General features: G+C 39.9%; 12 protein-coding genes and 1 pseudogene. 7 read left to right on the top strand and 6 right to left on the bottom strand.

The features are described 5' to 3' along the window. Positions 1 to 232: 232 nt before the first annotated feature. Positions 233 to 1279, bottom strand: a complete 1047-nt coding sequence (locus tag ACO1D1_RS21620; RefSeq protein WP_423337071.1) for an efflux RND transporter permease subunit — start codon at positions 1277 to 1279, stop codon at positions 233 to 235. Then, positions 1254 to 2483 (bottom strand): efflux RND transporter permease subunit, encoded by a 1230-nt coding sequence (locus ACO1D1_RS21615; RefSeq protein WP_423337068.1) that lies wholly within the window; start codon positions 2481 to 2483, stop codon positions 1254 to 1256. Before ACO1D1_RS21615 ends, ACO1D1_RS21620 begins: the two co-directional genes overlap by 26 nt. A 225-nt stretch (positions 2484 to 2708) precedes the next feature. Here ACO1D1_RS21615 and ACO1D1_RS21610 point away from each other — a divergent pair, with 225 nt between their 5' ends. The 4 genes and pseudogenes from ACO1D1_RS21610 (at position 2709) to ACO1D1_RS21595 (ending at position 5703) form a co-directional block, all read left to right on the top strand. After that, positions 2709 to 2939: a hypothetical protein gene (locus ACO1D1_RS21610; RefSeq protein WP_423337067.1), complete on the top strand. Its 231-nt coding sequence runs from the start codon at positions 2709 to 2711 to the stop codon at positions 2937 to 2939. A gap of 233 nt (positions 2940 to 3172) precedes the next feature. Further along, positions 3173 to 3955: an ABC transporter ATP-binding protein gene (locus ACO1D1_RS21605; protein WP_423337066.1), complete on the top strand. Its 783-nt coding sequence runs from the start codon at positions 3173 to 3175 to the stop codon at positions 3953 to 3955. A 13-nt stretch (positions 3956 to 3968) separates the two neighbouring features. Further along, on the top strand, positions 3969 to 4928 hold the full coding sequence (locus tag ACO1D1_RS21600; RefSeq protein ID WP_423337065.1) for an ABC transporter substrate-binding protein: 960 nt from the start codon (positions 3969 to 3971) through the stop codon (positions 4926 to 4928). A gap of 6 nt (positions 4929 to 4934) precedes the next feature. Further along, positions 4935 to 5703 (top strand): annotated as a pseudogene (locus ACO1D1_RS21595) (ABC transporter permease). Between the two features lie 13 nt (positions 5704 to 5716). Here the strand turns inward: ACO1D1_RS21595 and ACO1D1_RS21590 are convergent. Beyond that, positions 5717 to 6169, bottom strand: a complete 453-nt coding sequence (locus tag ACO1D1_RS21590; protein ID WP_423337064.1) for a winged helix-turn-helix transcriptional regulator — start codon at positions 6167 to 6169, stop codon at positions 5717 to 5719. 139 nt (positions 6170 to 6308) lie between these two features. On the opposite strand from ACO1D1_RS21590, the gene ACO1D1_RS21585 reads away from it, so the two are divergent. The 3 genes from ACO1D1_RS21585 (at position 6309) to cysK (ending at position 9159) form a co-directional block, all read left to right on the top strand. Continuing rightward, complete coding sequence (locus ACO1D1_RS21585) at positions 6309 to 6839, top strand: DUF4242 domain-containing protein (protein WP_423337063.1); 531 nt, start codon at positions 6309 to 6311, stop codon at positions 6837 to 6839. A gap of 259 nt (positions 6840 to 7098) precedes the next feature. Continuing rightward, positions 7099 to 8157 carry an acyl-CoA dehydrogenase family protein gene (locus ACO1D1_RS21580; protein WP_423337062.1) on the top strand — a complete coding sequence of 353 codons (1059 nt, stop codon included), beginning with the start codon at positions 7099 to 7101 and terminating at the stop codon, positions 8155 to 8157. Between the two features lie 78 nt (positions 8158 to 8235). Beyond that, a complete protein-coding gene (gene cysK, locus ACO1D1_RS21575) occupies positions 8236 to 9159 on the top strand; it encodes a cysteine synthase A (protein ID WP_423337061.1) in 924 nt (307 codons plus the stop codon). A 77-nt stretch (positions 9160 to 9236) separates the two neighbouring features. On the opposite strand, the gene ACO1D1_RS21570 is transcribed toward cysK, so the two are convergent. The 3 genes from ACO1D1_RS21570 to ACO1D1_RS21560 all read right to left on the bottom strand — a co-directional run bounded on the left by ACO1D1_RS21570 (position 9237) and on the right by ACO1D1_RS21560 (position 11606). Continuing rightward, entirely contained in the window at positions 9237 to 9845 is a 609-nt protein-coding gene (locus ACO1D1_RS21570; RefSeq protein WP_423337060.1) for a WD40/YVTN/BNR-like repeat-containing protein, read from the bottom strand. 232 nt (positions 9846 to 10077) lie between these two features. Next, a complete protein-coding gene (locus ACO1D1_RS21565; protein WP_423337059.1) occupies positions 10078 to 10536 on the bottom strand; it encodes a hypothetical protein in 459 nt (152 codons plus the stop codon). Between the two features lie 26 nt (positions 10537 to 10562). After that, entirely contained in the window at positions 10563 to 11606 is a 1044-nt protein-coding gene (locus ACO1D1_RS21560) for a YcxB family protein (RefSeq protein WP_423337058.1), read from the bottom strand. Positions 11607 to 11736 lie beyond the last annotated feature (130 nt).

The raw sequence follows: 11736 nt of genomic DNA, 5'->3' as shown, positions 1-11736 counted from the left end.
TCGCAGGACTGCATCGAAGAACCGGTTAGTTCTGCACTTGTACCTGTGGCGAATGTTTCATCTTTGTTCCAGGTTTAGTAGCTTCTGCTGAATTTTTCCGGCAACGTCTACCATTTTTGTCCGGATTCACTTGAGCCGTTACCTGTAGATAATGATGGCCGTCTTTTGTAAAGATGGTCCCAGCTCATTGCTTTCTTCAACCTTCGCAATACTTGATAAAGCAACAGGCCCATCAGGCGTCATCAGCTGCAGACTTTTTAAATACGTCCACCGTTTGAATTTCCTTTAATGCTCCCAATTGTACGGCAGTGGTCCGTCCATCAATCTTTATGTTTCCGATCACAGCAGGCTTAATCATCGCATAAATAGATTGGGAGATTTCCAGTGCATTCGATAATTTGGAATCCACCTGAATGGTCACGGTCGGTTTTGTATTTTGATCGTTACTTTCTACTTTATCCACACCATCGATGCTGCTTATTTCTTTCTTCACCATATCAGCTGCTTTTTTGATGTCGTCATCGTTCTTTCCGATGACATCAATGGAAACAGTCGTCGCATTAGTCCCAAGCAATCCTGCTGTTTCAGCCGTCAGCTCCGCATTTGGAAACTGGTCTTTTGTTTTTCGGATGTCCTTTGCAAAATTGGCAGAATCGACCCCTTCTTTAGGGAAAATCATAAATCGAACTACGTTTGCTTCTTGAAGATTGCCATATTGTGCCGCATCCTCATTGACACCTGCCACTGTAATATGGGTTTTTACCCCATCTTTTTCTGAAAGAATGCCTTCCATTTTCGCAACCCCATCTTTTATTTCCTTAAATGGAGTTCCGTTATCATAGCGAAGGCCGATTGCTATGTAGGCGGAATCTTTCTGATCGACAGAACCTTTGGGCATAGTCAAAAATAACCCGACGGACCCGGCTACAACGAGAATCGCTATCGTGATTGGAAGCCATTTATGATTAAGTGACCATTTTAACAAAGAAGGGTAGAATGATTTCGGCTTGTGTTCCTTCATCTTTACCTTTTTCATCATCCGGGCGCTGAGTGCCGGTACTACTGTCAGTGAAACTAGCAGGGAAGATAGTAATGAACAAGTAATCGTAATCGCAAATGGTGCAACTAGATCTCTTAATCCTCCCGAGACAATCAGCATTGGCAGGAATACTGCTACTGTTGTCAGAGTGGATGAGGTGATGGCTGATCCCACTTCTTTAACTGATTCGATAAGAAAGGCAGGGGTTAATTCATTATTTTGTCTTCCTTCGGTAAATATTCTCCACTACGACAATACTGTCATCGACTAGCCGTCCGACAGATACGGCGATACCTCCAAGCGTAAGGATGTTTAAGGTAACGCCAAAGAAGGAAAGTAGTATCATCGTCATGCAAAGGGACAACGGTATACTGATAATCGTGATTAGGGTCATCCGGAAACTGCGAAGGAATAACCAAATTATAAGGGTGGCAAATAAGGCTCCTGTCAATACTTCTCTTGTCATCGAATTGATGGAATCAAGAACGGTATCCCCTAAATTCATCACGATTGTTGCTTGAAGGGTACCCTTGAAGTCCTTATTGATTTTTTTTACTGCATCTTCTACCTGTTTTCCAAGCGTTACGGCATTGGAGGTGGAATCCTTCTGAATAACAACGTCAATAAAGCTCTTTCCATTCAAATGGATGATGCTTTCGGTGTCTTCTTGCAAGGTAATAGCAGCAACATCCTGTAGTTTTGTCTTACTGTTTAACTGGATGTTTTTAAGATCATCTAGCGTTTCTAATTTTCCTGTTACGATGATGCTAGTCGCTTCGTTGTTGATCGTTTGTTCGCCCACCGCAACGGAAGCAGTTTTTCCTTGAAGGAGGGTGTATAGCTTTTCAAGCGGGAAATTTGCTGCGGCTAATTTATTCGGGTTAACTTCAATCATCACCTGTTGATTTCTTCCTCCGTTGGTGATGACATTGCCGACACCTTTTAGGTCTTTGAACATTGGCATAATCTCGTTTTCAACGATATTTAGTTCATTATTGCCAATTTCCTTATCAAAGGTGAGACCTAATTCCACAATTGGAATTTCAGATGTATTGAGGTTGATAACATATGGTTTCATTACCCCATTGGGGAATTTGACCATTGAAATTCTTTCTTCAATTTGCTGTTTTGCTTCTTTAACATCAATTTTCGATTCAAATGTGACGGTTAACTGGCTAAAGTTATTTCCTGTTTGTGCAACGACGCTTTGTTTTCCTCTTACGCCGTTCAATGCCTTTTCAATTGGCTGTGTTACTTGTTCATCCATACTTACGGCATCCATACCGTTTCCAACTGTTGAAATAGTTACGTATGGCTGGTCGGCCGATGGCATCAGTTCCATTGGAATCGTGGTGTAACTAAAAATGCCAAATATCATCGAGGCAATTACAGCAAAAACCAATGCTGCTTTGTTCCGCAATGCCCATTTCGTAAACCAAGTCATAAAAAACCCTCCCTAGTCCTAAAGTCATAAAAACAGGTAAATTATACCTCCGTTAGGTCAGGTTTACCAGTAGTTTTTTCTTAATTTTACAAAAAATTAATGTATACAAAACAAAAACGCTCCTTGTAGCCAACACAAAAATCCAAACTTAAAAAGCAGGTGCCAATTACGAAATAAGTTTTTATTTTGCAGAATAGGGTATTGAAAATATCGAGGTGAGAGGATATGGAAAAGAATAAAAGAAAACCGGATTTTCATCATACCCAAGTGAACATGGACAACCCTGAACAATATCCAACTGAGAACGAGAGCTTGTTTGATAAATTTAAGAGTGAGCAAACAGTTGATCCAATACCGCTTGAGGATTTAAAGGAAGAACAACTTGAAGAAAAAGCGAAGCATGATTCAAAAGAGACATCCTCAAGTGAAAAAAAGTATAGGACAGGAATGAAATAACGTTTTATGGAGTCCTTGGGGACAGTTCTTTTAGGGGACAATCAGAAGTTCTGCGCGTGAAAGGCCCGACTAGCTGATAGGAGCTAGTCGGGCCTTAGGTTATTTTATGGGAAGCAAAATTTCAGAAAAATGAAATTAGTAGGTTGTTTTTTTAAATAAAGTATAATAAAATAACCTACAATACCAACTAAACCACTATGAATATATTGGTTTATGATAAAGGGGGCTGTGATGTGTCAACGGATGTGATTGAAGTAACCGAAGTGGATAAGAAATTTGTTAATGGAAAGGAATCACTTCACGTGCTTGACCAGGTTTCATATCGGGTCGAGAAGGGCGAAATTGTTACATTACTTGGAAAAAGCGGGTGCGGTAAGAGTACTCTTTTAAATATGGTGGCTGGTTTCGAAAAGGCAGATAGAGGAAAAGTGATGCTTGATGGTCATGAGGTGAAACGTCCTTCAAGAAAATGTATTATGTTGTTTCAGCAAATCAATCTTCTCCCTTGGCGCACGGTTCTAAAAAATGTGGAACTAGGACTAGAAGGAGAAAAAATTCCAGCAGTGGAAAAACACAAACGGATTATGGATGCATTAGAGCTTGTTGGGCTTGAACATGTTCTTCATCAATTTCCCCATGAATTGTCAGGTGGAATGCAGCAGCGTGTTGCCATTGCAAGAGCCCTCGCGATGCAGCCGGATGTCATCTTGATGGATGAACCTTTCGCGGCGCTTGATACATTCAATCGCTATCTTTTACAGGATGAACTCCTTCGTATTCAGGAAAAATTAAAGACGACTATTTTACTTGTGACCCATGATATTGATGAAGCCGTCTATTTATCTGACAGAATACTGATTATGAGTTCGCACCCAGGGAGAATTTTTAAGGATATGAAGATTTTGCTTGCAAAACCGAGAGACCGCGCAGGAGAAGATTTTCATCACTACCGTAAAAGAATATTAGAAGAATTTGAACTTAGCGGCAGTCACCAGGAACCTGAATACATCATTTAAGGAGAAATGAGCGTTGAGGAAAAATAAAACATGGATGATCCCACTATTAACTGCCATTATTGTATTGTTTATGACGGCGTGCGGACATAGGGCAGGGCAAACCTTGGGTAAACCAACAATCAAAATTGGTTATCTGCCTATCACTCATGCCGGACCACTGTACGTAGATGCCCATGTTCATAATGGGCAATTCAAGAATTATAACATTGAGCTGGTCAAATTTAATTCCTGGCCAGATTTAATGGATGCCTTAAACACCGGACGTGTCGATGGTGCCTCTGTCTTAATTGAACTTGCGATGAAAGCCGTGGAAAAGGGGATTGATTTGAAAGCTGTCGCACTTGGTCATAAAGATGGAAATGTGTTAATTTCATCAAAAGAGATTGATGATGCAAAGGATCTTAAGAATACAACATTTGCAATCCCGCATAAATATTCAACCCATAATCTCTTATTATATGAAACATTGAAAAAAGAAGGGTTTACCTACGATGATGTCAAGGTAGTAGAAATGCCTCCAGCTGAAATGCCAGCTGCGTTAGCTGGAAATCGAATTTCGGGTTATGTTGTAGCAGAGCCGTTTGGAGCCCAAGCGGTAGTATTGAATAAAGGGCATGTCCTGCACTCTTCTGATGACATTTGGCCCAATTCTTATTGCTGTGTACTCGTATTCCGTAACGATTTTATTCAAGCCAATCAGACTGCCGTTCAATCCATGGTGGCCCAGTACATAAAGTCTGGCGAGCTTGCCAACCGTAAAGATCCCGCTTTATATGAGTCATTTGAGCATTACATGAAAGTAGACAAGAAAGTTCTTGATCTTTCGCTTGAATGGATCTCGTTCAATGGATTACGTATAGAAAAAAAGGAATATGATAAGCTCCGCCATCTCATTTTGGAAATGGGGCTAATGGAAGACCCGCCATTATATGAAGAATTTGTGGACAATACATTTATTAATAAAGCGATGTGACAAATAATGAAAATAGGAAAAAAGCTGTTGAATTTTTTAATTGGGATGGTTATTCTGGTGATCATCTGGCAAGTGGTGATATGGGTGGGCGGTTATCCTGAAGCACTGCTGCCTTCTCCGTTAAGTGTGGGGAAAGCCATTGTTGCCCTTATTGTCGAGGGAACTTTATTCGTGCATTTACAAGTAAGTCTTGGCAGGTTTCTTGCTGGTTATTTCTTAGCTGTTGTTCCTGCTATTATCCTTGGAATGATTCTTGGAAGACTGCCGAAAATATGGCAAGTGTTTGATCCGATTGTACAAGTACTTACGGCCGGTATCCCCGGTAGCGTGGTCGCCGTTTATCGTTCTTTGGTTTGGAATCGGAAACATGCCGGCGATTGTCATTATTTTTATTGCTGCCTTTTTTCCAGTCCTATTAACGACCGTTATGGGTGTCAATAAGATTGATCGGTCCTATTTGAAAATTGCTGAAAACCTTGAAATTAGGAATCTGAAGTTAATGGTTTCATTCATTTTTCCAGCAGCATTCCCATCGATTGTCAGCGGCCTGCGTCTTGCTGTCGGGACGGGTTGGATTTTCCTTGTAGCAGGAGAGATGGTTGGAGCCCAGTCAGGACTTGGCTTTTTAATCGTTGATGCAAGGAATACGTTAAACCTCGACTACGTTCTAGCGGGGATCATTTTTATCGGAGTGAGCGGATTCCTATTGGATCGATTAATTGGCTTATTCGAAGGATGGGTGGGCAAGCATTGGGGAATGGCTTCAAGAGCGTGAAAAGGGCTGGAGATTATTGTTCTCCAGCCTTTTGCAGTTCATCTTGAATGGCAACGACTTCAACCTGTTTCACGATGTTACCCGTTTTTTTATTATAATAAGAAATTTCAACCTCATCACCGGTTTCGGAATCAATTAGTTTTTTATAACATTTTTGTAAATGGTGGCTGCCCCAGATAATAAGTGAATTGAAGACATGCTCTAATTCCTCTCCGCTCTTTGTTAATCGGTAACGATAGCGTGGAGGGTGAGTAGAATAGAGCTCTGCCGAAATAAGCCCTTCTTCTTCTAAATATTTCAGCCGGTCTGATAAAAGATTGGATGAAATTCCAGGTAAAGCCTTTTTCATTTCGCTAAACAGTGTTTGTCCATTGAGAATTTCATGGACAATTAATAATGACCAGCGATCGCCAATGATATTTAGTGATTGGGCAATATTACAGGGTATATCATATCTTGTTTTCATTCTTACAAACCTTTCCGTGTTTTTATCTATTTTATCATAAAATACTAAAAATTAATAAGGTTGATTTTTTATACTAAGTATAATAAAATAACCTTATTGAACGACAATTATAAATATTTCAAAAAGCGAGGGATTAAGAATGGCACTTTATTTAATTGAATCATCTTTAAAAGAAGTTGTTTCTACTAAGGAAGAATTGAATCAAAAGGTTTCTGAACTTCAAGCAAAACTGAATGAACAAAATGCATCATTAGTTGAAGTACAAGTATCAAAAGATTTTTCACGTTCTTTCTTTATCGTTGAGGGCGAGGAACAAACTGCTGCGACTGAAACACTAAAGGCTGATGGAATTCCAGTTGAACTTGTTAAAGAAGTTCGCCTTGTTGGAAAAGAACTAGGGGATGTTAAGAAAAATAACGATGTGGTCAACTATTTAGTTGAATGGAATATTCCAGCAGAAATAACCATGGATCAATACTTAGCTCGCAAAAAGAAGAATTCTGTTCATTATCAAGAAGTTCCTGAAGTGGCATTCTCAAGAACGTACGTGTGTGAGGATATGACTAAATGCCTTTGCTTCTATGATGCTCCCGACGAAGCTGCTGTAAAGCGTGCTCGTGAGGCAGTAAATACCCCAATTGATTCCATTACGGAACTTGCAGAAAAATAATAGAGTAAGAGAGAAAAGGCTATAAAACCAGAAACGTGGGTTTTAGCCTTTTTTTAATATATTTATAAGTTTTGAATTCGAGAATTGTCCAGCTCCATACGCCGATAGGCAGGCGCATTCCGCTTTTCTTATGATTCCTATAGTCTGAAAATTTTAAAAAGATGGTTGATTTTATGAACAAAGTATAATAATATAACTCTATAACCAACTAAACTAATTGGAATTGAATGATTTATGAACTTTCTGAGGGGTGACAGTCGTGGAAATAGGGATTATAAGTCAATCATCTACGCTTGAAAAGTTAATTAAGGATGAATTGAAGCCATACGTGAAACAAATTGATACTGAGGCCTACTATGCTGAAATATTTCTAAGAAAACTTGGGGAAGCCGGAATGTTTTCCTCTGCTAATAAGTCACAAAGGGACTATCTTTTAGAGGAGATGTATGTAGTCCAAGAGACAGCTAAGGTTTGTATGACCACCGCGTTTTGTCTTTGGTGCCATCTAGCTGCGTTAACATATGTTCGTCAGACAAAGAATGAAAAATTAAAAAATAAAATGCTGCCATCCCTTGAAAAAGGGGAGATCTTAGCTGGAACTGGTTTATCTAACCCGATGAAATATTATGCCGGTCTGGAAAAACTTTATTTGCAGGCGAAACCTGTGCAAGGCGGTTATCTGATATCGGGGGTATTGCCTTCTGTCTCTAACCTTGGCAGTGATCACTGGTTTGGATGTATTGCAGGCGTAAATGAGGATAAACAAATCATGTGTTTTGTTCCATGTAACACGGAAGGATTAAAAATGAAAGAAAAGGTGGATTACCTTGGAATCAATGGAAGTGCCACCTACGCATGTTCCTTTCATGATGTGTTTGTTCCAGATGAGTGGATTTTGTCAGAAAATGCAGAGGAATATGTTGAAGAGATCCGTCCGGCGTTTCTCTCTTACCAAATTCCGCTCGGTCTTGGTGTGACTCAGGCTTCGATATCTTCCATTGAGAAAGTGTGTCAAAAACAAAATGGCTGTAATCAATTTCTGACTAAACAACCCGAAGTATTACGTACAGCAGAGCAGCAGGCCCAGGAAAAATTACAATCTCTTTATAAAGGGGAAAGTCTAAACTTCAGGGAGATTGCCCGGGTTCGACTTGAAACTGCCTATTTAACGTTAGAAGCAGTCCAAGCAAGTATGCTGCACAACGGCAGTGCAGGGTATGTTAAGGATAGTGCGCCATCTCGAAGACTGCGCGAAGCCTATTTCTTCGCGAACTTGACTCCAACAGTGAAACATTTAGAGAAAGTTCTGAATGGATAAACGTACTATTTTCCCCCATACTTATAAAGGAGTGGTCATGGGGGATTTTTTTCAAAATCTTTGAAGGGTGGGAGAGTATTGAAACTTTACAGTTCAATCCTTGACTTAATTGGGAAAACGCCGATTGTAAAATTGAATAAACTGCCCGAGCCAACTGGCGGGGAAGTTTACATAAAATTGGAATCATTTAATCCAGGCGGCAGTGTGAAAGACCGTGCTGCCATCAATATGATTGAAAGTGCAGAGCATGAGGGAAAATTAATTCCGGGAAAAAGTACCGTGATCGAGCCGACTTCCGGTAATACGGGTATTGGAATTGCCATGGTATGTGCGGTGAAAGGGTATCGCTGTATTATTACCATGCCTGATAATGCGACTGCCGAGCGTGTGAAGATTTTAAAAGCATATGGAGCAGAAGTCCATTTGACTCCAGCTAAATTTCGTATGCAGGGAGCTATTGATGAAGCAAACCGTTTAGCCGAATCCATTTCTGATAGTTTTATTCCCATGCAATTTGAGAATCCTGCGAATGCCGATGCACATCGTGAAACTACAGCAGTTGAAATTCTTGAAGCGTTCGAAGGAAAATTAGATGCCCTTGTGTTGACTGCAGGAACAGGGGGTACGGTAACGGGGGTTGGAGAAGAACTGAAAAAGCAGATTCCAGACTTGAAAATTTACGTTGTGGAACCGTTTGGATCTCCTGTTCTTTCTGGTGGAGAGCCTGGACCTCATAAAATTCCTGGAACAGGTCCCGGTTTTATTCCTTCCATATTAAATCGCACAATATTTGATGAAATTTTGCTTATCAAGGATGAAGATGCCCAAGTGATGGCACGCCGCCTTGCTGCAGAGGAGGGGATCTTTGTAGGGGCATCAGGAGCATCATCGGCCCATTTCGCCGTCGAAATAGCGAAAAATCTGCCAACATCAAGCAGAATCCTTTGTATCGCGCCAGACACCGGAGAACGCTACCTTTCTTCGGATTTATTTCCAAGTTAGGAAACGTGGAAACGGTCCTTGTGGCTTTTATTCTCTTCACAAAAAGCCACGAGAACCGTTTCTTATTGTCTCTTATGTTATCTAAGCACCCCATCTGGATCGACCAACCCAGAAAAAGACCATGTTTTTCCTTGATCCTGAGAGGTAAACTTTGCTAGTACCTTTCCGCCAAGGTAATCGCCTTGTTGGCCTTGATTCACTAATAAAGTTCCTTCCGTTCCGTGAAAGGTAGGAATCTCAGCTACTGTGAAGTAGCCCCGATATTCTTCAGGTATCGGAACCTCTACGCGTTCCCAGTTGGTCCCGCCGTCGGTAGTCCGGAAGAGATTTGGAACGGGAGGCTGACCTTCCAACCGATATTCACCAAAGGAAATAAACCCTAATTGGTCAGTAATAAACCTACCATCTGTCACTAAGGCCTGAGTATCATCCACTGAACCGGCATTATACCATGATTGACCACCATCGTTGGTTTTAAATACAAAGTGTGCTTCCCAACTCATTGTTTTATCACCTGTAATAATCAGATAACCATCTTTGTCAGACGTAAACCCGAGTTTTAGCATGCGTAAAAACGGCAGGTGATCCGATACCAACGACTCCTTCCAAGACTTCCCTTTATCCGTACTAACTAGGACCCGTGTCCCTTGGTTAAGGACAAACGCTGTGATTTCCGGTGTAATCACATAGCCGCCATCTCCTAATTGTTGTTCAGCGCTATTGGATTCGCCGCTATATAAATCTTCGATTGCAACGGGAACCTCCCGCCATTTTTTCCCGTTATCATACGTGACCCTAAGCTTTTGATCCTTAATCTCATAGCGGATGCTTTCCGATGGTATCTCTATTCCCGCTTTCTTTTGATATTCTTTCCACGATTCAATGGGCGGCAGCCCAATTTGCGTATCGGTTGTTCGTTCAATGTTTGTTAAGGTGTACGTTAAGTTCTCTTCCCTTATTGATTGTTAGTTTCCAAACGATGGCAGGAACAACCCTATCCTCCTGCATCTTTCCCCAACCATAATCGATTGCTGGTGTTCTTTCAGGTATCTGAACTTGAAAAACGACCGCAACAACAAAAGAGTTTTCATCTCCCGATAACTTAGTAAATCTAGTAAAGGTCGGATTGGTGATCGTTCCCTCGCTCTCTAAACTTTCCATGAAATCAAACCAAATTCGATAAGCAATCGTTTCCGGTTTTTGATCATATTCTTCTACTTGAAGTGTGTAGGGGAGTTTACTATTAATATCTGCCTTTTTTACTTCCACTGGTTTTGGAATTGGCTTTTCATGATCCTCTTTACTCATTTGAAAGATTAGGAAGATTACGACTAATACTGAAATGAAAATCAGGTATCGATATTTCGTTTTTTTCATGTAGATCATCCTTCATTAATAAATATTTAGAGCGGAAACTCTTCTTCACGAAAAAAAGCTTTATATATATAACGCTGAGGAGTAATTATTTCCTCTTTGCCGGGAATATAAAGAGAGATCGTTGGTCCATAGTTTTCCGGATCAGCAATGGAAGGAATCGTTTTACCATTTTCATCGATAAAGTGAATCCCCTCTTGAATAATACCCCAGTTTCTTATTCCCTTATACAGAACAGCATTCTTTTCTTCTTTCCATTGTTTTACTTGATCTTCAACCGGAATCCAGTTCAACATGTCGATGACTATAGATAAATCGTTATTCGGATCGTAAACCGTTGTTCCTTGCCCATTCCAATCTTGTTTATGAACCTTTAGCTTATTGCCCTTAGATTTATCAAAATAAATTAAGTATCCTGATTGTAATTTCTGATTTTGGTCAAATCCGTAAATATACGTATATATATCTGTGATTGTGCCATCCTGTGCAAATTCTATTTTTAAATCATTGGTCATTAAATACGGTTCTAGTTCCATCTTCGCCTTTACAGAATCTAGTATTCCATCCAGCTTTGTTGAATAAAAATTATCATTCTCTAGCTGTATTCTTGTTTCTGTTTTCAACTCGGAGATCTTCCAGGCTAAAGCCCCATTGAAATTGACAGCATTTGAACCAACATAATACACTCCAACAATGGTAGACAATGAATAGAAGAGAATCGTCCATTTCGACAAGATCTGCTGAATGGGTTTAAAAACAGTAAAACATTCTTTTATCTGTTCAAAAGACTGCTCTGTTTTCTTTGCAATGGGGATAAAGGTTTTATCTTGAAAGTATAGAAAATACCATTTTTTATTTTCCTTGATTCGTATTAAGCTTTCCAATGGAAAAGCCTGACGGTCCTTAGAATTCCTTGATTCAATAACCAATTGTGTATTATTTATTACAATCCGGCTATCAACCTGGAATAAATAGTTTTTTTTCAAATGCTTTCGATAAACAACAAATATATGAATAAACATTCCTAACAGCAGCATGGTGATTCCTGAAAAGATCGGAATATTGATTTTCAATTGTCCTATTTTTGTAATGGTGTATAAAACCCTCCACCACATTACATAAAGGAGAAGGATGATCAAGCTGCTTTTACTACCAAAAATTAAGTCACAAAAAATCAGTCTTCCATATAATCTTTTGGTCAAT

The sequence above is a fragment of the Neobacillus sp. 19 genome (assembly GCF_049463095.1).
Classification (GTDB): domain Bacteria; phylum Bacillota; class Bacilli; order Bacillales; family Cytobacillaceae; genus Neobacillus.
This window is presented reverse-complemented; position numbering and strand designations above follow the sequence as displayed.

Coding starts and splice junctions, on each gene's coding strand:
- ACO1D1_RS21610 (WP_423337067.1), top strand. CDS start 2,709: ATGGAAAAGAATAAAAGAAAACCGGATTTTCATCATACCCAAGTGAAC.
- ACO1D1_RS21585 (WP_423337063.1), top strand. CDS start 6,309: ATGGCACTTTATTTAATTGAATCATCTTTAAAAGAAGTTGTTTCTACT.
- ACO1D1_RS21615 (WP_423337068.1), bottom strand. CDS start 2,483: ATGACTTGGTTTACGAAATGGGCATTGCGGAACAAAGCAGCATTGGTT.
- ACO1D1_RS21565 (WP_423337059.1), bottom strand. CDS start 10,536: ATGAAAAAAACGAAATATCGATACCTGATTTTCATTTCAGTATTAGTC.
- ACO1D1_RS21590 (WP_423337064.1), bottom strand. CDS start 6,169: ATGAAAACAAGATATGATATACCCTGTAATATTGCCCAATCACTAAAT.